Origin of the sequence: Vibrio fluvialis, assembly GCF_900460245.1 — a bacterium.
GTDB lineage: Bacteria > Pseudomonadota > Gammaproteobacteria > Enterobacterales > Vibrionaceae > Vibrio > Vibrio fluvialis.
Genome location: NZ_UHIP01000002.1, coordinates 1,041,492 through 1,060,452 on the forward strand (window position 1 = coordinate 1,041,492; position 18,961 = coordinate 1,060,452).

The window sequence follows — 18,961 nt, forward strand, 5'->3', positions numbered from 1 at the left end:
ATAAAAAACCGGGCCAATGACCCGGTTTTGTCTTTATCTGACACAATTGCCTCAGCGAGGCATGGGCATTGAATAGCGCTGAATGCGATCCGGCGGTGTACAGGTCGGCGTCAGGCTATCTTGACCAAACAGCATCCAGCTTTGGCGGTGGCCGTAGCCCAGCAACTTGGCTTTGCTGTTGTCAAAACATTCTACGTCATCACGTTGTGCCATCATGATGAAACGATTCGGCTTCTCTTTCATCCACAACCAAGCATTGTGGAACTGCTGGTCAGGTTCTGCGAGATAACTGAATTGTGTCAACGGAATCGGAGAGAACAGCAGGAACTGCTCCTTAAATTTCACCAGACCCAGTTCGCCATCTTGACCAATTTGCTGCGCGGCATCGGCCATGATCTCTTTAGCGGGCGTTCGGAGCGGGTTGAGCAAAGTGTATCCCCAGGTGCTGTAGAGCAGCCAAGTACACGCCAATACGCTACCAAGAATGCAATACACTGATTTTCGACGCAGAAACACCAGCAACAGTGTCCAAATCACCCCAGCGCTGGCGAGAAACAGAGTCAGGGATGTGGTATCTATCTCATCTTCGAGGTGCTTGGTAATAATATGGCTATCAAACAGCGCCAACCCCGCACCGACCAACAAAATAATACACACCAGCCACAGGAAGCTTTTAATAAAGCCGCTGAGAACACGATGCGGTTTGAAATTGGTCATCCATGGTGATACCGCGAGAACCAGCATCGGAATGGCAGGCAGCACATAAACGCCGCGTTTACCCGGACTGATACTGAAGAAAATGATCACCAGTACTACCCAAATCAGCAACGATTGAATCACTGGTGTTGCGCGGTAGTTTTTCCAGTAACTCTTGCTCATCAGCATGAACGGAACCGGGAACCAGAACAGCGGGATCACACCAGTGATGTAGTAGTGCCATGGCTTGATGTGGCCCCAGGAGTTGGCGTAACGCTCACCAGTTTGTTTAAACAGAATATTGTTTTTGTAAGCAGTAAAGTCCGGATTGCCGCTGATATCGGCGTAATGCAGCATCGGCAGTAGCCACATGGCAATCACAGCCAGCATCGCTAGCGGCCCCAGTGCATATTTGACAGCATTGGCCAACGAGAAAGGTGTTTTATGGCGGATTGCCTGAATGATGACGGGAATCAGGAAGAAGACTGGCAGAAAGCCAACCCCTTTGGTGATGATGCCCAGCCCCATAAAGGCCCAGCTGGTAAAGTACCAAATCCAGTTCTTCTTGATGTAAAAGTGATAAACAAAACCATACATCGCCAGAGTCACCCAGCAGGCGACCATCGCATCAATCTGAGCGGTTTTGGCTTGCAATACAAACTGCGGCACGATCAGCATCAGCAGGAAAGCATTGCGTGCGACGCGCACGTTCCACAGCTTGGCTGCCAGGTCGTAAACACACAGCAAAGTAATCATGCCTGCTAAGGCGTTCGGGATCATGAACGCCCAGTCCATATTGCCGATCCATGAGTAAACCAGAGCGATCGCCCACATGAACACTGGTGGTTTGTCCGGATACAGCTCACCACCGCGCATTGGGAAGAACCAGTTTCCGGATACCACCATTTCACGAGCTACTTCAGCAAAGCGTGGTTCATCTGCAGGCCAGGGCGAGCGCAATCCAATACCGGCAAAAATAATGATGAAAGCGAAAACCATCAACAAAGAGAGCACTTTGTAGTAGTCATCGCTATGAAAACGTTCAGAAATCTGTTTGATCATAAAAGGTAGAGTCCTGTTAAATGGTCGTCCTGGTGTGTGATTTACGGTATTTCTGGTAGAGATGCCCGGTCAGCACCATGCTGATGATGCCAAGCGCAATACTAATAATCAGCTGCCATTCATTGGCGGAGCCGACACCGGATCCCGCCAAGGAAAAAATCAGAGTTTGCGGCAGATACCCAATCAGTGACGCCGCGATGAACGCCTTGAGCGGCACACTGGCAATGCCGGAGAGCAAATTGGTAATCAGGTTGTTGCCAACGGGAAACAGGCGAATAATGAGGATTTTCGAAAACGGTGCTGAGCCGACAAATTGTTGGAACTGCTCTACTCGGCGACCAAATTTTCGCGTCAGTGTCGGCTTGAGAGTAAAGTGTGCCACCGAATAGCTGCACAGCGCGCCACCGAGCGTACTCAGTACACACAGCGCGGTGCCCCAAACACTGCCGAACGCAAAGCCGAAGGTAAAGGCGATCAACTGACGCGGGCCGCCACAACCGGTAAACACGGCACCAAACAATAATAAGGCCATGGTGCCGGAGGTGCCATGATTGATCAGGTAACTTCGCACCCAGTTTTCATCGGCGATATGTTGCCAAAGCTCGCTGTTGGATTCGCGATAGATCAGAAAAGCGATCGCGATTAACAGCGCGATTTTAACGATTTTCATAATCTGCTTTTGTGTAGGCCAGTTCGACTTCGGGCCATTTAGTGCGGCGACGCAGCCACATCACGCCAAACAAGTCGACGATACCTACCCACAAACGATTCCAGACATTGTATTTGGAAACCCCGGCAGAACGCTGACGATGATGAACCGGGTGGACCACAATCGTACCGTTCATACGACGGATCAACGCTGGCAGGAAACGGTGCATGTGATCAAAGTAGGGCAGTAACAAAAATGTTTCTTTAGGGAAGAGCTTCAGGCCACAACCTGAGTCCGGTACTCCGTCGGCAAGAAACGCCTGACGAATTTGATTCGCCACTTTGGATTGGAAATTCACCCACGCGGTGTCTTTGCGTTTGTTGCGATAGCCGGCGATACAGAAGTGAGGCTCAGTCAGTTGGTTGGCTTTGTCCAGCATCGGAATGATATCGGCCGGGTCGTTTTGGCCATCCGCATCGAGAGTCGCGATTAACTTGCCTTTTGCGTTACGGATTGCGGTATGCACCGCAGTACTCTGACCGCAACTCTTGGGATGGCGCATGACCGTCAGCGCGCAGTCCAGTCTGGTTGCGGTGTCGATCGCTTCCTGTACGGTAGCATCATCACTGCCATCATCCGTGAGGACGACTTCGAATTCGATATGGGTATTGAGCGCGTGATGTATTTCTTCAATCAGGGGGCCGATATTGCCGGCTTCATTTTTTGCGGGAAGAACAACTGACAATTGAGGCTGCATATTGAAATAAAAATCCTTTTTGTATGAACTGCGTTAGTTTAGCCACAAAAGTGTGAAAAAAAAGTGAATGCCTACTGATAAAATTGAACAATTAATTTTCATATTGCTCAATGCATTTAGTTGTTATCACTATCAATTGTGACGCGGTAATCCATTACTTAAGTAAATACTGAAGTATCGAAATGGATTAAGCAACTGAAGTCTCTGTGTAAACTAACCGTAACAACTCAGAACTAAGCTTGCTCATCGCGCTTCTTAAAGGATTTGAGAGAATGAAATATTCAGCACTACTTTTCACGTTGTTTGCGACGTTAAACACATCCGCTTGGGCGATTGATCTGACCAAGGTTCATCAGGGCGATGTACTTCCTGTGACGCTGACGGAACTAAAACCTACCCAACCTTCCGTGGGTTATGACCAGATTTATTACAAGTTAGGACGCTATCAGCAGGATGCGGAAAAGCAATTTGATGAAATTTGTGAAGCCAACGGACAGAAGGGAGTAAGCCATTTTGATGCGCAATCCCAACCCGCCATTGCAACCAGTTTTGAGTGCAAGGAACCAGTAGGTGCCGAGCGCAAGGATATGAAAACGGTGGTCATTGCGCCGAACAGTCAACTCTATCTCACCGACGGTCATCATACCTTTAATACCTTCTGGCATATGGAAGGTGGTGGCAGTGAGTTTCCGGTCAATGTGCTGGTGGACAAAGATTATCGTGGGTTGAAAACCATGGATGCGTTCTGGAAACAATTAGATCTGGACAAAAACACCTGGCTGTTTGATGTCAGCGATCAGCCAATTTCTTCTCAGTTGCTGCCAACGACGCTAGGTATGGAAAACTTTGCCGACGATCCGTATCGTTCACTGATGTACTTTGCGCGCGATGTCAGTTGGGACAAGCCAGCTCAGCCCGTGCCGTTTCTTGAATTTTACTGGGCGAAACAACTTAAGCCGCAGTTACCGCTGGCGCCATTCGATCTCAACACCGAGCAAGGTTACTTAAATGCCATCGAGGCGGCGTCTAAGCTGATCCTGGCTGAACAGAGTAACGATATTGGCGGCTCTGGCCTGTCGGCGAAAGCCATGGGACAGTTTGATCATTTTGATGCGAAGAAGTTTAAAAAGCTCAGCAAACAGAACAGTAAACTGAGCTACATGTTGGGCTATAAAACCGCTCAGCAATAGCCAGTGTAGCGATGAAAAGCAGTGAGTTGGTGAGGCTAGTTCACTGCAAAGCGCTGCATGACGAACTCAACGAACAAACGTACCCGCAGCGGCAGGTGGTCACGATCGCGATAGAGCATAAACAGTGTTCTGACTTTGCTGCTCCAGTCGGGCAGGACATGCGTCATCTCCCCTTGGGCGATCATGGGTAATGCGAAGTAATCCGGTACATAGCCGATGCCAATCCCGGTCTTCACGGCATGGGTAAGCATTAATACTTCATCCACTTCGAGACGAACACCTTTCTGCGGGTGATAATCAAATTCCTCGCCACTCGCTTTATTCACCAATTGCCACGGAATCATCGGACGACAAATGATGGTCGGATGCCCGCACAGCTTCTCTGGTGTGGTAATGGTGGAAATATCGTAATCGGGATGCGCGCACAAAATGAAATGGATGTGTTTCAGTGGCCGCGCGATCCAGTTATCGACCACCGGGCTTCCTACGCGAAACACCACGTCCATGCCTTCTGCTTCAATATCAATCAAAGAGTTGGAAAAACTCAGGTCTAACTGAATATCCGGGTACTGCAACAGAAAATCATAAAAAATGGTGCGCAAGAACTGGGAACCGGCATTGATCGGTGCAGAGATGCGAATTTTTCCTTGTGGCTGATGTTTATCCCGGTGCAGATCTTCATCGATATCATCAAGTTCATCAAACAGCGCCACCGAACGTTGGAAATATTGCTCACCCGTGCTGGTTAACACCACACGATGCGCATCGCGATTGAGCAGACGAAGCTGCAAATCGGCTTCCAACTGGCGGATACGACGACTTAATGTTGAGAGTGGCATGCCCAATGATTGGGCGGCATCTTTGAAGCTGCCGGAGCGTGCTACAGCACAAAAACAGCGCAAATCGTCTAACGAATAGCTAGGTTTCATTATTGGCATTTACTGTCTTAATTTTGCTTGTTTATCCAGTTATTGAAATCAATACACTAGTGAAACTGTTTTGACAAGTCATTCGGAGTGACGATGAAATCTGATTCAACGATGAAAGCGATTGTTCTGCTCATTATCTGTACCTTCTTTTGGGGCAGTTGCTTTCCCATTGGTAAACACGCGCTGGACGAGGTGCATGCGCTGACACTGGTGTTCTGGCGCTTTGTGATTGCGGCTGCCTGCTTAGGTCTCTATATCAAAGCGGCGCGGATGCCCAAGCCTCAGCTGAGTTCGCGTCAGTGGTTGTGGGTGATTGCGGTCAGTGCCGTTGGGGTTGGCGGGTTGAACCTCGGGTTGTTTACTGGTCTTGCGTACACCAATGCGACCAACGGCTCATTGATCATGGCGCTCAGCCCACTGATGACGTCGCTCATTGCCTGTATTGCGCTGCGCACCCTGCCTTCGTTTGCCCAGTGTTTTAGCCTGCTGGTGAGTTTAACCGGCGTGCTGATGGTGATCACCAACGGTCACTTGGAAACGCTGTTTTCGATGGAGATCAATCACGGCGATAAACTGATTTTCTGCGGTATGCTGGCCTGGAGTCTTTACACTTACTTCAGCCAAGGCATCAGCCGCTGGATGCCAGTGATTCCTTATACCTTTGTCGGCATGTTAAGTGGTGCGGCCGTCATTGGTGCGATGTGCCTGGCATCGCCAGAAGTACACCCGTTTGCCGAGCTGTGGAACAGCAGCACGCTGGGGGTTTCGGAAGTGGTGTACATCGGTGTGTTTGGTACGGTGGCGGGGTATCTGTTGTGGTTGAACGGTGTGCGTCACCTTGGTTCAGCCAATGCCGCGCTGTTCTTCAACTTTGTGCCTATTTTCTCTGTGCTGACCTCTTTTATGCTTGGTCAAGCGGTCACTCAGTTACAACTGGTCGGGATTGCGGTAGTGATCGCAGGCTTGTTGCTGCCACGTCTTCATTTGATTAAACGCCAGCCAAAAGTGTGCCCAGGTGCTTGATTGTCGAGTGGCTTGTTAAATCCAAAAGGCGAGAGAATTTCTCGCCTTTTTTTGTCTCTGGCGTCCTCGCTGCGAAAGTTCGCAATTTTGTTCTATTCAACCACGGCGTGCGTTCCTATACTGGCTTTATTGATTAACGCGAGTGAATGAACCTCATGCAAGAGCAGTTTCAGTATCTTCCCAGCCAGCATACCGATGGTCTGAGCGCCTTTTCTGCCCGAATGAAGGAGTTCAGCTACGATAAGCATGCGCATGAAGAATACAGCATTGGTGTGACTCGCAAAGGTCGTCAGGATTTTTTCAGCGGCGGGACGTATCACAAAAGCAATGTGGGCAATGTGATGATCTTCAATCCTGAGCAGGTGCATGACGGCTGTGCCGGGGAACGCTCGGCGCTGGAATACGAGATGCTTTACATTCCGCAGCATACGCTGATGGAGATGATGCAATCTTTGGGGCAAATTACGCCCGATCAGGCGCGTCTCAAGCAATCGCTGTTTCATGATGAACAGCTGCGCCATCAAGTGCTGAATCTAAGCCAGATGATGCGTCAGCCGACGTTGTCTGCGTTAGAGGAAGAAGCAGCGCTGCTGGCGATTGCCCAATCGATAATTCGTTTAGGTGGCGGTTCGCTCAAAGCCGGACATTATCATGGCCGCAAAGACACACTCTTGCTGCGCGCCAAAGAGTACATTCTTAGCAACCTCGATCAAAAGCTGAGCGTGGATGACATTTGCCAAGCCGCCAATATGTCGAAGTTCCATTTTATTCGCCTGTTCAACGAACAGTTCGGCATGACGCCGCATCAGTACGTGCTTAACTGTCGGGTGAACCGCGCCAAGCAAGCGCTGGAAGTGGGCGACAAAGCGTCGGATGTGGCGATCGACTTAGGCTTTGCTGATGTCAGCCATCTCAATCGTAAATTCAAACGGGTTTTTGGCATCACGCCGCATCAATATCAGCGACAACTGCATACCAGCAACAGCTGAATATCAACGACAACGGATCGTCTGATTCGTCAATCTTAACCACTCTCAGAGCAATCCATGACAGACATAATTCTTTATGCCTTTGGCGTGATGTACACGCCTGGGCCGGTGAATGCTATTGGCCTCAATAATGGCATTCAAAAACAACAACGTATTTTCGGCTTCTTCTCCGGTGTTGCGGTCGCGATGTTCATCCTGTTTTTCAGCGTTGCCATGATTGGCGAGCGGATCATGAACGAATCGCTGCTGCAAGGTGCATCGGTGCTGGGCGGGCTGTATATCTTCTGGCTGGCCATCAAAATATTCCGCTCTCAAGTGAGTAAAGACAACAGTGGTGAAGATAAAAATAGCGAGGTGCGCGCGCTGACATTTCGCGATGGATTGATGATGCAACTGCTCAATCCCAAAGGCATCACGGTTGCGCTGCCTGTGGCGACGGTGCAATTTCCTGCGGCGGGGATTGCGGGTGTGAGCCTGTTTGCTTGGTGTGTGGGGCTCGCAGTGTTTGCCTTTGGCGCGCCTTGGTCTTATTTCATTTTCGGCCGATTGCTGGGCAACAACATTCGTCAGGCGAGTTACCTCACGCTAATCAATAAACTCATGGCGCTGTTTCTGATGTTTGTGGCGGTGAGTATGGGGCTGAGTGCTTTTTTGTAACATTATGATTAATAGAGATAATTCAAAGGGAAATACCATGCAGTTTGATACCAAATTTGCCATTGTGGTGGCAGACGATTTGCCAACCTGGCAGAAACTCAATGTGGTTAGCTTTCTTTCCGGCGGCGTAACCGGTAGCCCGCAAGTGAAAACCGGGGAATGTTATCGCGATGCCTCAGGCAATGCATACCTGCCTTTGTGCGTGCAGCCGATCATCGTGCTCAAAGCGAGTCGAGAAAAGGTCTCCACTTTTGTTCAGCGCGCGAATCGCCAGCAAGCAGAGATGGCGATTTTTGTCGAAGACATGTTCGCCTCCGGTCATGACGAAGCAAACCGCCAAACGGTCAGCCAATACACGAGCGAGCAATTACCGTTGGTCGGGCTGGGGATGTTTGGTGATAAGAAACAAGTGGATAAAGTGTTTAAGGGAGCAAAGTTGCATGATTAAACATGCATGATGTGCGGTAAACAGCAGAGTCGACATTGAATTCCTTTTATTAGATAAAACTCATTTATAGTTAATCAAAGGTTCACCTTGGTGAACTAATAATAAAATTCAATCAATTGCCTAGGATTCACTGGGTGAATAAGGGATTCAATGTCGGCTAGGAAGCAGGTGTTCTCGATAGCACCAAACATTCAATATGCAGTTTTGGCACTGATGGTTGCGCTGTTTTTTATTTCAGTGAACGTTTTATTCAGACCCATCTTCCCAATTGATGAAACACGCTATGTGTCCGTTGCCTGGGAGATGTGGCTGGATAACAACTGGTTGGTGCCCCACATCAACGGTGCGACTTACGACCATAAACCACCATTCATGTTCTGGCTATTCAGCAGCATCTGGGCGCTGTTTGGTACCTCTGAAACCGTCACCCGCATGGTTGTACCGGGTTTTTCACTGATTAACCTGTATCTGGTAAGCAAGCTTGCGCAAAAAGTGTATCCGGATTCACCGCAAGCGAAATGGTTATCCCCGTTGATCCTGATTAGCTTTCTCGGCTGGTTTCTGTATTCGGGCATGATCATGTTTGATCTGATGCTCACAGTCTTTATCCAACTCGCTGTTATCAGCGTGTGGAAATTCGCACAAACCGATCGCATTTTTTGGGCGCGTTTGAGCGGCGTGTTTCTGGGACTGGGCATGCTGACCAAAGGGCCGGTGGTGTTTGTGTATTTCATCCCCTTTATTACTCTGGTTCGTTTATGGCATCCATCGCCGTCAAGAATCAATAAAGCCTTTTTCAAAGCGATTGTGCAGAGCGTATTCATTGCGATTGCGGTCATTCTGGCCTGGGCGATTCCCGCTGCGATTGCCGGTGGCGCGGAGTACGCCAAAGCCATCTTCTGGGGGCAGTCTGCGGGGCGCATTCAGGATTCGTTTGCCCATGCGAGGCCAATTTATTGGTATGTCATGCTATTGCCAGCGCTGTTGTTTCCTTGGTTCTTCCTGACGGGCTTCTGGCGCAGCCGCCCTTGGCTGGGGGGAGAACGCAGCGATACCTTCTGTTTGGCGCTGTTCGTCATTGTGGTCGCCATATTCAGTTGCTTCAGCGGTAAGCAGATTCACTATCTGTTTCCGGTATTTCCTTTCGCTGCTATCTGGGTGGCGAACCGCCTCAGTCCTGAAAAATTCACGACGGAGCCTGCGGTCATTGCCATGCTGGTTTTTGTCGCGATTGCGATTCTGAGCTCGCCATTGTGGGTCGAGAAAGTCTTTCGCAGCGCGCAAATCACCGAGGTATACCAAAGCTGGGCGTTGTTGCCTGTCGCTTTCATGGCATTGTTGCTGTGGAAAAGGCCTCTGCCGTTTGAACGTTTGGCGCTGAACCTTGGCGCACTGATGCTGAGCTTATCTGCGCTGTTGGCCAGCCTGTCCCCAATCTTGAACAATCTTTACGACGTGACTGACATTGGTCGTCATATTCATCAGTTGCAAGCCAGAGGTGCCAGCGTGTCGTTTGTCGGTAAATACCACAACACCTTTGGTTATGCTGGCAGACTGGAAGCGCCGCTGATTCTGATCCCCGGGTCAAAAGAGCAGCGGGATGCATTTCTGAGTACGGAGCCGGGTTATACGGTGTGGATTCAACGTAAGAAAACCGACCCATTGGCAGAATATGCCGTCTATATGACACCGTTTCGAGGCAAGTGGCTGTTTATTATGGATAACCAGATGCTTGAAAAAATACTGCAAGAGAACCAGACCAATAATTTGGTGGTGGCGGAAGATTCTTAACTTTTCGTCATAGCGGCATTGCCTTCGTATCTGACTCAACATTGCCCGGCGAATACGTGCAGTTCGACTACACTCAAAGTAGAGTTTTGTATCGGAACTGCGTATGTATCGTCGGGTGATGGAAGTGCTGCTCACCAGCCTTCTGAGTTTTTCAACACTGGCGACGGCTGATACAACGAATGCGCCAGCGGCGCCTTCTCAAACCGTTCCAGTGATCGCCATCAGTGGTGCCATCGGCCCTGCTGTGGGGGATTACGTCATCAAAGAGCTTCAGCGCGCCAATCAGCAAGTGCATGCTCCTGCCGTGATTGTGACGCTCGACACCCCGGGCGGCCTCAGCTCGACCCTTCGTGACATTAACCAACATATTCTCGCCTCTGACATTCCGGTGTTGTGTCTGGTTTATCCGCCGGGCGCACGTGCCGCCAGTGCCGGTACCTATATTCTCTATGCCTGCCATATCGCTGCGATGGCGCCAGCGACCACGCTCGGCGCTGCAACCCCGGTTCAGATTGGCGGCCCGTCGCCGGGTGGCGGTGAGCAGCAGGATAAGCCGAGCGAACCGACCGCGATGGAGAAAAAGGTACTCAATGATTCGATTGCCTATATTCGTTCGCTGGCACAGCTGCGTGGGCGCAATGTGGAATGGGCTGAAAAAGCGGTGCGCGATGCGGCTACGTTGTCTGCGATTGAAGCGTTGGAGATGAATGTCATCAATGTGATGGCCGAATCTCCGCAGGATTTGCTTAATGCCGTGAACGGGCAAACGCTGGATGTGAATCACCGCGCTGTCAGTCTCAATGTCGACAAGGCACAACTCGAGATTCGCGAACCGGATCTGCGCAATCAGTTTCTTGCCACCATCACCGACCCGAATGTGGCTTATATCCTGATGATGATTGGCGTGTACGGTCTGCTGCTTGAGTTTTACACCCCAAGCTTCGGCATTGCCGGCATCACCGGGGCGATTTCATTGTTGATTGCGCTCTATGCCTTCCAACTGCTGCCGGTGAACTACGTCGGCATGGGACTCATGCTGCTCGGGATTGCACTGTTTATTGCCGAATCGTTTCTGCCGAGTTTCGGTTTACTGGGCATTGGTGGGATCGTGGCATTTGTACTCGGCTCGGTGTTTTTGATCGACAGCGATTTGCCAGAACTGCAAGTGTCTCTGGGGCTGATTTACAGCATCGCGGCCGTCTCGGCGGCACTGATCATCTTCGTTTTAAGCCGGGTGATGGAGCTGAGACGAAAACAGGTGGTCAGCGGCCAGGAAGCGATGTTGGGTATGGAAGGCATGGCGCTCGATAGCTTTGAAGGCCAAGGTTTTGTCCATGTCGATGGGGAGCGTTGGGAAGCGTTGAGCGATGTCCCGCTGCGCAAAGGTGACCTGATTCGGGTGATTGCCGTAGACGGATTGACCTTACAAGTGACCAAAAAATAAGGAGGCGGCTATGCCGGGTATTCCAGTAAACACTGAGCTGCTGACACCAATTCTGCTTCTGGTGTTGATCGTGCTGATTGCTGTGCGGCTGTTTCGAATTTTACGCGAGTATGAGCGTGGCGTGATTTTCTTTCTTGGCCGTTTCCAGAAGGTCAAAGGTCCGGGGCTGATTATCGTCATTCCGGTCATTCAACAAATGGTGCGGGTGGATCTGCGCACCGTTGTGATGGATGTGCCGAGTCAGGATGTCATCAGCCGTGACAACGTCTCGGTGCGCGTCAATGCGGTGATTTATTTTCGCGTCGTCGACTCGCAAAAGGCGATCATCAACGTAGAAAACTATCTCCAGGCAACATCGCAGATAGCGCAAACCACCTTGCGATCCGTACTTGGTCAACATGAACTGGATGAAATGCTGGCCAACCGCGAAATGCTCAATGCGGACATTCAGGCGATTCTGGATGCGCGCACGGAAGGGTGGGGCATTAAGGTGTCGAATGTAGAAATCAAACACGTTGATTTGAACGAGTCGATGATTCGCGCCATTGCCCGTCAGGCCGAAGCGGAACGGACACGTCGTGCGAAAGTGATTCACGCTTCGGGGGAAATGGAAGCGTCTGAAAAACTTGTGGAAGCGGCGAATCGCCTGGCGGCAGAGCCGAACGCGATATTGCTGCGCTACCTGCAAACGCTGACGGAAATCGCGGGTGAGAAAAGCTCGACCATTCTGTTTCCCATGCCAACGACATTGATGGAAGGCTTGTTTCAGAAACTTAATCAGCCGGACAAAAAAGACCACGAGTCATAACGAGATGTTCTGCCGTGCAACTTGGCGCAAATCGCCTATCTTTAAGTGTGGTGATTTGCGCTTTTTCAATGAGATAGCGCAAGTCACCGCATCCCCATAATGCTATTCATAACCAAGGAAGTTTGCATGAGTTTACAGCCGTTTCATTTGGCCATTCCGGTTTACGATGTTTCGCTTGCACGTCAGTTTTACAATCAGGTGTTTGGTCTGGAAGAGGGGCGCTCGGCTGAGAGCTGGGTCGATTTCAATTTCTTCGGTCATCAGTTAGTGATTCACTACCACCCGAAAACGGCCGATCAGGAGCGGGCAGTGACCAACCCCGTCGATGGCCATGATGTGCCAGTGCCACACTTTGGTGTGGTTTTGGCGTGGAACGATTGGGAAGCACTGGCAGAGCGGTTGAAATCGCATCAGGTCGAGTTCGTGATTGAGCCGTATATTCGCTTTCAGGGGCAGGTTGGTGAGCAGGCCACGATGTTTTTCTTCGACCCGTGCGGCAACGCGTTGGAATTCAAAGCGTTCAAAGATATGAGTCAGCTGTTTGCTAAATAGTTTTGCTCGCAACAAACCAAAAGCCGTGTGTTCACACGGCTTTTGACGTTGAATGCGGACGCCCCTCACACGGGGTGTGCCAGAAGCGTTTAGCGCAATTCCGCCAGCAGTTCGTAAGAACGCAGCTTCTTCTGATGATCATAAATCATCGCATTGACCATGATCTCATCGGCGCCCGTGCGTTCAACCAGCTCTTCAATGCGGCGACGCACCGTGTCCGGACTGCCGTGAATCGATTCACGAAGTTGACTTTCCACCTGACGCTGCTCATGCGGCAACCACAGTGGATCCATGCTCATCACCGGTGGCGGCAGCTTGTCGCGCCCACCACGAATCATCTTGAGAAACTTCTGTTTCTCCGTCGTGCCCAGATACTGCGCCTGACGGTCGGTTTCCGCCACAATGATGTTCACCCCAATCATGGCGTAAGGTTTATCGAGTTGCTCCGACGGGCGGAAGTGCTCGCGGTAAATCTCCAGCGCACGCAGCATCGCATCCGGTGCAAAGTGAGCCGCAAAAGCAAAAGGCAGTCCCTTAATACCGGCAAGGCGCGCGCTGTAAGTGCTTGACCCTAATAGCCACAAAGGCACCTTGGCATTGTTTCCCGGGAACGAACGGACCGGCTGGTTATCAGAAATCGGCCCCATAAAAAACTGCAGCTCTTCCAGCAGTTCATCAAAATCAGGATCCATTCGCTCAGGATCGCGGCGCAGTGCATGCATCGTCGGATAATCGGTGCCCGGCGCGCGGCCAAGTCCCAAATCAATCCGGCCCGGATACAAGGCGTCCAGCGTGCCGAATTGTTCGGAAATAATCAGCGGTGCATGGTTGGGCAACATAATGCCACCGGAGCCCAGGCGAATGGTGTCGGTTTGCGCGCCAATGTGGCTGAGCAGCACAGCAGTCGCGGCGCTGGCGATGTCTGGCATGTTGTGGTGTTCGGCCATCCAGAAACGTTGATAGCCAAGCTTTTCGGCGTGTTGAGCCAACGAAACGGACTGTTTAAATGTCTGATGGAAATCAGAACCTTCTGAAACCGGAGCCAAATCCAGAATCGAAAACGGAGGTAAAGGCATGACGACTCATTCTTGTTATCAGTAATGGTGAGACTATGCCTGTTTCTTTAACTAAGATAAACTGCCTTCAAATCGATTCTATGTTGAATTCAGTTCTACAATTATGCGTAAAGACGATCATTTCAGCGGCATCACAGCGTTTGTCTGCACCGCTCAGCACAAAACGTTTACCGCCGCTGCCGAGCGGCTCAACCTGACTAAATCCGCGGTGGCGAAAAGCGTATCGCGCTTGGAAGAGCGCCTTGGCGTCAAGCTGCTGCATCGTTCCACGCGCCAACTAACACTGACGCCGGAAGGGGAAGCGTACCTCAAAAGCTGCCTCGATATTCTGGGTCAGCTTGAGTGCGCTGAAGCGCTGTTGCAAGCCAAAGTCGACAAGCCATCGGGCAAGCTACGAATTGATCTCCCTGCTGCATTCGGGCGCAAAAAGGTGCTGCCTTTGCTATTGACTATGAGCGCGCAGTATCCGGAACTGTCGCTGGCAGTGACGTTCAACGAGCGCTTTGTTGATATCGTCGAAGAAGGGCTGGATGTGGTGGTGCGCATTGGTGAGTTGCAGGAAAGCAGCGGGCTGGTGGCGCGTCATCTGACGGTACAAAAAATGGTGATGTGTGCTGCGCCGGATTATGTGGCGCGCCGCGGCGTACCATCCAGTTTTGATGATCTGAAAAATCATGATTGCGTGGTGAGTTTAAAGCAGAATCAGCCGCTCTCGTGGGTAGTGAAAAACTGCGACGGCGAAACTGTGCGTTTTAAGCCGCCAGCGACCCATGAATTCAGTGACGGCGACGCGATACGTGAAGCCGTGATCGCAGGTTGCGGAATTTCGCAGTTGCCGCTGTGGCTGATTCGTGATGATTTGCAAGCGGGCCGATTGCAGGAGGTGTTGCCGGGCCATTGTGCAGGTTCATCGCCGATTCACGCAGTATGGCCGAAGAACCGCCATTTATTGCCTAAAGTCCGCTTTGTGATTGATCAGCTGGTGGAGCTCGCGCAGCGAGGCCAATTCGATTAAACATATCCTCTGCCTAATTGAAGTTGCAGCGGTGTTGGCTTCACGACTTAACCCCAATCACATAGTTGATCTATGCTCATGGGGATTAAATCGCTCGCCGCCTACCTGCAACTCCAATTAGTTTGAGGATACATAATAATGAAAGGTGCAAATTAAATTCATTGAGGGTTCAACGTATTATTTTTAGTGATTGATGTTATCGATGAGTCTATTTATTAAACCGATTTGACCCAAGTGACGCGAGGATTAATATGGATGAATTAAGTCTGTATTGATTCGGCTGACGGAAATAACTTTCCGTTGGTGAATCTATTATTGGGAGTCGATCATGAATCATCATTTGAAAGAGAAACCGCGTTCAACGGCGATGGACCTGCTGTGGATGGGCGCCATCTGGACGGGCAGTGTGCTGACGCTGGGCGTTGTCGCCATAGGCTTTCGTGCCCTGATGTCTGCTGCTGGGATGAGTAGCCACTGAATCGTTGGCAAACGAGATCTTAATGTTTCAATTGTGCGAGAAGAAATAAGGCGAATGACGATGACGTTGTTCGCTTTTTTATTATCGGTCGTCAGGGTAAAAAAAGAGATAAATCATTCCGTCGGAAAAGGAATGATTTATCTCAAGTCGTTGCGAAGAGGAACAACGTAAAAATACCCTTGTGACCCAAGGTGATTGGGGTATCAATTATCGAGAAAGTGAAAATAATCGCGGAGCACGTTGTCTCCGCAGTAGAAATTAACGGTGCAGATCGACAATATTGCTGCTGACCAGGGCCGGGCTGTATAAGCGCGGTGCGCTGCCTTTTGGCAGGTGAATCAGGTTCAGATGATGGCGACGTGCCCATTGCACGGTCAGCGCCGTCGGCGCCGACAAAGTCACTAAGGTGGCAATTTTGGCGCGCACCGCTTTGTGAATCAGTTCCAGGCTGCAGCGACTGGTCATCACCACAAAACCGTGTTGTGGATTCACTTTGTCATTGACCATCGCACCAATCAATTTATCCAATGCGTTGTGGCGGCCAATATCTTCGCGGCATAGTGTAATGTCGCCTCGTTCGTTGGCATACAAAGCCGCGTGCAACGCGCCACTATGACGGGCCAGAACCTGTGCTTGTTGAATACGATCGCGCAATCCGTTGAACAGAACCGGGTTCGGCGGTGCAACAGGAGACAGCGGCGTTAATGATGGCAGCGCTTGATCCAGCGCTTCCACACCACAAATGCCACAACCGCTGGTGCCGGCCAGTTGGCGACGCTGGGTTTTTAGCGACCAGAAGGCGCGATTGGCGATGTCGACGGCGGCATGATGAGACTCTGCCCCCATGCTCAATTGCACGTCATGGATTTCGCTGGCAGCCTCGACGATGCCGCTGCTGATGCTGAATCCTTTGACGAAATCTTCAAGGTTGCCGGGCGTCACCATCATCACTGCGTGGCTGATGCCGTTGTAGCTGATCGACAACGCCGTTTCACTGGCCAGCGCATTTACGCCTTGGGTGTGTTCGGCATTCATTTCGACATAGCCATATTGATCAGGGGCGGGCGGCGCGAAATTCGCTTCAGCCAGTTCGGTCAGTTGAGTCACAGTGCACGTCATGGTGATCTCCCGGTTTAATCCGACACGTTGTGGTCGGCAGCAAAAATTTTCTGTGCTTTGGCAAAACAACGCTCAGCCAACGCGGAGCGCGGCTCGGTTTTGCGCATCAGTAAGCCGATGCGTGAATGCACTTCGGCCTGTGCAATCGGAATCATGCGCAGGTGCTCGTTCATGGTCTCCATACCGCTGTTCAGTGGCATGATGGCGCAGCACAACCCGGCATGGACCGCTTGCAGTAATTGAAAGGTGGAATCACTCTCCACCTGAATATGTGGCTCAATCCCCTTGCTGCTAAAGCTCATGTCAATCGACTGGCGGTAATGCATCCCTTTGGTCAGCAAACCCAGCGGAATATGGCCGAGGCTTTCCCAATCCATTTGCGTGTCAGCAAATCCGAAATGACGGGTATCGTGCAGCAGCCCCATGCTGGTAGCCGCCAGTTCAATCACTTCAAAATGGGTGGTATCGACCTGATCGAGATAGCACAAGCCCAAATCCAACTGATTGCGGTTGAGGCCGTCAATCACCTGTTCGGACGTCACCGAGCACAACTGATACCGCAGTTCAGGGTAGCGTTTTGACAGCGGTTCGAGCAGCGCCATGGGGTTCAGGCTCGCCAGCGGCACCATGCCAAAACGCAGGCTGCCCACCAACTGGCCGCGGCAATTGGCTGCTTCTGCCTGTAATCCATCGTGGGCAGCGAGCACGCTGCGCGCCCAGGCCAGAATGCGGTCGCCCGCTTCAGTAAACCCTTCAAAACGCTGACCGCGGTTAATCAGGGTCAGTTGCAGCTCATCTTCCAGATTGCGAATGCGCATCGACAAGGTGGGCTGCGTGATGTGACACATTGCAGCGGCTTGCCCAAAGTGTTGGGTTTCGTCGAGCGCAATGAGATATTTCAATTGCTTAATGTCCATAATGCTTCCTTAAGCGGCCGGTGTTTTTTTACTTGGGCGGCACGTTGTCGTGCTCGTATTGTTATTTGGCCACTTGTGTTGAGACTGACAGACTGAGTGTGCTCAGTACTTATTATCTTATACCCGCCTGACTTGAAGTGGCAGCGGTGTCCGCTGCGCCAAAGCCGTTGGGGGGGTCATACGTTGCGACTAGTTGAGCACATAATCAACCGGTTGCAAAATCGGTGGCAGCTCCGCCACGTTGAGCGCGTCCAAAACGTCACGTTCAATAATTCTGACCAGCGCATCCATTGGCAGATCGTTTTCATCACGACCAAAGGGATCTTCCAGTTCGTCCCCAATCGCATCTAAACCAAAAAAGGTGTAGCTGACGATGGTGGTAAAAATCGGCGCAATCCAGCCCAGCGGTTCTGCCATCGCAAACGGCAACAACAAACAGAAAATGTAGTTGGTACGGTGAAAGAGCAAGGTGTACGGAAAGGGCAGTGGCGTGCTTTTAATGCGTTCACATGTCGCTTGTGCCTCCGACAGGCGTTGCAACCGCTCTTCCAGCATCACATAGCGCCACTCACTGATGCTGCCTGCTTTGGCGAGCTTGGAATAGCCGCGACTGATATGGCGCAAAATTCCGTCGCTGACGTTGTGTCCGTATGTCTCTGCCCCTTGACTGAGCCAGTCTTTCGCAGCCAGATACTCGTCTTCGTTGCGTAGCCGAGCCGCCAACGCGTGGGTAAAACCGCACAGCTCTTTTAACAGCGACGTACGCAACGCTTCATCGTCAATCACTTCACTGGCGCGAGTAAATGAGCGCACTTCGGTAATCACGTGTCCCCACGCCTGACGACCTTCCCACCAACGTGAGTAACAGGCATTGTTACGAAAACTCATAAAGATGGACAGCGAAATACCCAACAAAGTAAACGGCGTGGCATTCACATGGGTAAAAAATGTCGGCAACATCCCTTCCACTAACACAATTAATGACGCCAGAGCGGTGATCATAAAACTGCGTTTAGCAATACGTTTTGCAATGGAACCTTTTAATGAAAATAAAATATTCGTTAAATTAGGTTTAGGATGAACGATCATGATTTTTCCATGAGTAATAGTTTTAACGTTACTTTAAGTAGAATATTATTATTGAAGTGTTCAATGGCGATAATATTCTATTTTAATCCTATTGATGATGCCGATTTAATGGCATCTGACATGCTTTTTAAAAACGCTATTTTTTCGACAGGTCTGATTCAGCACATTGACAAAAACGGATACAAAAACGGACTCGGTTGTGATTAAAATCTGCATGTTTCTTGATCTGAATCAAGAATAAGATCGAAAACACCCCGGGTCAAATCAGTTGT

General features: G+C 50.6%; 19 protein-coding genes. 11 read left to right on the forward strand and 8 right to left on the reverse strand.

Features of this window, described 5'->3' with window-relative positions; genetic code table 11:
* Positions 1-51 precede the first annotated feature (51 nt).
* Genes DYA43_RS19845 through DYA43_RS19855 form a run of 3 tightly spaced genes read right to left on the reverse strand, consistent with a single transcriptional unit; the run spans position 52 to position 3,164 of the window.
* Positions 52-1,758: an ArnT family glycosyltransferase gene (locus DYA43_RS19845; RefSeq protein ID WP_061055461.1), complete on the reverse strand. Its 1,707-nt coding sequence runs from the start codon at positions 1,756-1,758 to the stop codon at positions 52-54.
* A gap of 16 nt (positions 1,759-1,774) precedes the next feature.
* Complete coding sequence (locus DYA43_RS19850) at positions 1,775-2,428, reverse strand: TVP38/TMEM64 family protein (RefSeq protein WP_061055462.1); 654 nt, start codon at positions 2,426-2,428, stop codon at positions 1,775-1,777.
* On the reverse strand, positions 2,415-3,164 hold the full coding sequence (locus tag DYA43_RS19855; RefSeq protein WP_061055463.1) for a glycosyltransferase family 2 protein: 750 nt from the start codon (positions 3,162-3,164) through the stop codon (positions 2,415-2,417). Before DYA43_RS19855 ends, DYA43_RS19850 begins: the two co-directional genes overlap by 14 nt.
* Before the next feature lie 272 nt (positions 3,165-3,436).
* Between DYA43_RS19855 and DYA43_RS19860 the strand changes: the two genes are divergently transcribed.
* Positions 3,437-4,354, forward strand: coding sequence for a ParB/Srx family N-terminal domain-containing protein (locus DYA43_RS19860; RefSeq protein ID WP_061055464.1), 918 nt, complete (start codon positions 3,437-3,439; stop codon positions 4,352-4,354).
* A 35-nt stretch (positions 4,355-4,389) separates the two neighbouring features.
* Here DYA43_RS19860 and DYA43_RS19865 read toward each other — a convergent pair whose 3' ends face one another.
* Entirely contained in the window at positions 4,390-5,283 is an 894-nt protein-coding gene (locus tag DYA43_RS19865; protein WP_020329160.1) for a LysR family transcriptional regulator, read from the reverse strand.
* 93 nt (positions 5,284-5,376) lie between these two features.
* Between DYA43_RS19865 and DYA43_RS19870 the strand changes: the two genes are divergently transcribed.
* From DYA43_RS19870 to DYA43_RS19905, 8 genes are all read left to right on the forward strand, one after another.
* A complete protein-coding gene (locus DYA43_RS19870; protein ID WP_061055465.1) occupies positions 5,377-6,306 on the forward strand; it encodes a DMT family transporter in 930 nt (309 codons plus the stop codon).
* A gap of 155 nt (positions 6,307-6,461) precedes the next feature.
* The gene (locus DYA43_RS19875; protein ID WP_061055466.1) at positions 6,462-7,295 is read left to right on the forward strand and encodes an AraC family transcriptional regulator; all 834 of its coding nucleotides are present in this window, start codon (positions 6,462-6,464) and stop codon (positions 7,293-7,295) included.
* A gap of 57 nt (positions 7,296-7,352) precedes the next feature.
* Complete coding sequence (locus DYA43_RS19880) at positions 7,353-7,952, forward strand: LysE family translocator (protein ID WP_061055467.1); 600 nt, start codon at positions 7,353-7,355, stop codon at positions 7,950-7,952.
* A 37-nt stretch (positions 7,953-7,989) separates the two neighbouring features.
* The gene (locus DYA43_RS19885; RefSeq protein ID WP_061055468.1) at positions 7,990-8,400 is read left to right on the forward strand and encodes a DUF2000 family protein; all 411 of its coding nucleotides are present in this window, start codon (positions 7,990-7,992) and stop codon (positions 8,398-8,400) included.
* A gap of 150 nt (positions 8,401-8,550) precedes the next feature.
* Positions 8,551-10,191 carry an ArnT family glycosyltransferase gene (locus DYA43_RS19890; RefSeq protein ID WP_061055469.1) on the forward strand — a complete coding sequence of 547 codons (1,641 nt, stop codon included), beginning with the start codon at positions 8,551-8,553 and terminating at the stop codon, positions 10,189-10,191.
* A gap of 103 nt (positions 10,192-10,294) precedes the next feature.
* On the forward strand, positions 10,295-11,635 hold the full coding sequence (locus DYA43_RS19895) for an NfeD family protein (protein ID WP_047460498.1): 1,341 nt from the start codon (positions 10,295-10,297) through the stop codon (positions 11,633-11,635).
* A gap of 10 nt (positions 11,636-11,645) precedes the next feature.
* On the forward strand, positions 11,646-12,443 hold the full coding sequence (locus tag DYA43_RS19900; RefSeq protein WP_020430279.1) for a slipin family protein: 798 nt from the start codon (positions 11,646-11,648) through the stop codon (positions 12,441-12,443).
* Between the two features lie 126 nt (positions 12,444-12,569).
* Positions 12,570-12,995: a VOC family protein gene (locus DYA43_RS19905; RefSeq protein WP_020329168.1), complete on the forward strand. Its 426-nt coding sequence runs from the start codon at positions 12,570-12,572 to the stop codon at positions 12,993-12,995.
* Between the two features lie 89 nt (positions 12,996-13,084).
* Here the strand turns inward: DYA43_RS19905 and DYA43_RS19910 are convergent, their stop codons facing one another.
* Complete coding sequence (locus DYA43_RS19910; RefSeq protein WP_061055470.1) at positions 13,085-14,071, reverse strand: LLM class flavin-dependent oxidoreductase; 987 nt, start codon at positions 14,069-14,071, stop codon at positions 13,085-13,087.
* A gap of 103 nt (positions 14,072-14,174) precedes the next feature.
* Here DYA43_RS19910 and DYA43_RS19915 point away from each other — a divergent pair, with 103 nt between their 5' ends.
* Complete coding sequence (locus DYA43_RS19915) at positions 14,175-15,086, forward strand: LysR family transcriptional regulator (protein WP_020329170.1); 912 nt, start codon at positions 14,175-14,177, stop codon at positions 15,084-15,086.
* Between the two features lie 328 nt (positions 15,087-15,414).
* A complete protein-coding gene (locus DYA43_RS19920; RefSeq protein ID WP_081094690.1) occupies positions 15,415-15,564 on the forward strand; it encodes a DUF2474 domain-containing protein in 150 nt (49 codons plus the stop codon).
* Between the two features lie 258 nt (positions 15,565-15,822).
* Here the strand turns inward: DYA43_RS19920 and fdhD are convergent, their stop codons facing one another.
* The 3 genes from fdhD to DYA43_RS19935 all read right to left on the reverse strand — a co-directional run bounded on the left by fdhD (position 15,823) and on the right by DYA43_RS19935 (position 18,689).
* Positions 15,823-16,683: a formate dehydrogenase accessory sulfurtransferase FdhD gene (fdhD, locus tag DYA43_RS19925; protein WP_061055471.1), complete on the reverse strand. Its 861-nt coding sequence runs from the start codon at positions 16,681-16,683 to the stop codon at positions 15,823-15,825.
* A 14-nt stretch (positions 16,684-16,697) separates the two neighbouring features.
* Positions 16,698-17,600, reverse strand: a complete 903-nt coding sequence (locus DYA43_RS19930) for a LysR family transcriptional regulator (protein ID WP_044363684.1) — start codon at positions 17,598-17,600, stop codon at positions 16,698-16,700.
* A 189-nt stretch (positions 17,601-17,789) separates the two neighbouring features.
* Positions 17,790-18,689 carry a bestrophin family protein gene (locus DYA43_RS19935; RefSeq protein WP_061055472.1) on the reverse strand — a complete coding sequence of 300 codons (900 nt, stop codon included), beginning with the start codon at positions 18,687-18,689 and terminating at the stop codon, positions 17,790-17,792.
* Positions 18,690-18,961 lie beyond the last annotated feature (272 nt).

What these genes read in the sequence shown, in the direction of transcription:
- fdhD (WP_061055471.1), bottom strand. Translation starts at nt 16,683, where the DNA reads ATGACGTGCACTGTGACTCAACTGACCGAACTGGCTGAAGCGAATTTC.
- DYA43_RS19920 (WP_081094690.1), top strand. Translation starts at nt 15,415, where the DNA reads ATGAATCATCATTTGAAAGAGAAACCGCGTTCAACGGCGATGGACCTG.
- DYA43_RS19930 (WP_044363684.1), bottom strand. Translation starts at nt 17,600, where the DNA reads ATGGACATTAAGCAATTGAAATATCTCATTGCGCTCGACGAAACCCAA.
- DYA43_RS19895 (WP_047460498.1), top strand. Translation starts at nt 10,295, where the DNA reads ATGTATCGTCGGGTGATGGAAGTGCTGCTCACCAGCCTTCTGAGTTTT.
- DYA43_RS19860 (WP_061055464.1), top strand. Translation starts at nt 3,437, where the DNA reads ATGAAATATTCAGCACTACTTTTCACGTTGTTTGCGACGTTAAACACA.
- DYA43_RS19870 (WP_061055465.1), top strand. Translation starts at nt 5,377, where the DNA reads ATGAAATCTGATTCAACGATGAAAGCGATTGTTCTGCTCATTATCTGT.
- DYA43_RS19890 (WP_061055469.1), top strand. Translation starts at nt 8,551, where the DNA reads ATGTCGGCTAGGAAGCAGGTGTTCTCGATAGCACCAAACATTCAATAT.
- DYA43_RS19935 (WP_061055472.1), bottom strand. Translation starts at nt 18,689, where the DNA reads ATGATCGTTCATCCTAAACCTAATTTAACGAATATTTTATTTTCATTA.
- DYA43_RS19900 (WP_020430279.1), top strand. Translation starts at nt 11,646, where the DNA reads ATGCCGGGTATTCCAGTAAACACTGAGCTGCTGACACCAATTCTGCTT.
- DYA43_RS19880 (WP_061055467.1), top strand. Translation starts at nt 7,353, where the DNA reads ATGACAGACATAATTCTTTATGCCTTTGGCGTGATGTACACGCCTGGG.
- DYA43_RS19850 (WP_061055462.1), bottom strand. Translation starts at nt 2,428, where the DNA reads ATGAAAATCGTTAAAATCGCGCTGTTAATCGCGATCGCTTTTCTGATC.
- DYA43_RS19915 (WP_020329170.1), top strand. Translation starts at nt 14,175, where the DNA reads ATGCGTAAAGACGATCATTTCAGCGGCATCACAGCGTTTGTCTGCACC.
- DYA43_RS19865 (WP_020329160.1), bottom strand. Translation starts at nt 5,283, where the DNA reads ATGAAACCTAGCTATTCGTTAGACGATTTGCGCTGTTTTTGTGCTGTA.
- DYA43_RS19910 (WP_061055470.1), bottom strand. Translation starts at nt 14,071, where the DNA reads ATGCCTTTACCTCCGTTTTCGATTCTGGATTTGGCTCCGGTTTCAGAA.
- DYA43_RS19875 (WP_061055466.1), top strand. Translation starts at nt 6,462, where the DNA reads ATGCAAGAGCAGTTTCAGTATCTTCCCAGCCAGCATACCGATGGTCTG.
- DYA43_RS19885 (WP_061055468.1), top strand. Translation starts at nt 7,990, where the DNA reads ATGCAGTTTGATACCAAATTTGCCATTGTGGTGGCAGACGATTTGCCA.
- DYA43_RS19905 (WP_020329168.1), top strand. Translation starts at nt 12,570, where the DNA reads ATGAGTTTACAGCCGTTTCATTTGGCCATTCCGGTTTACGATGTTTCG.
- DYA43_RS19845 (WP_061055461.1), bottom strand. Translation starts at nt 1,758, where the DNA reads ATGATCAAACAGATTTCTGAACGTTTTCATAGCGATGACTACTACAAA.
- DYA43_RS19855 (WP_061055463.1), bottom strand. Translation starts at nt 3,164, where the DNA reads ATGCAGCCTCAATTGTCAGTTGTTCTTCCCGCAAAAAATGAAGCCGGC.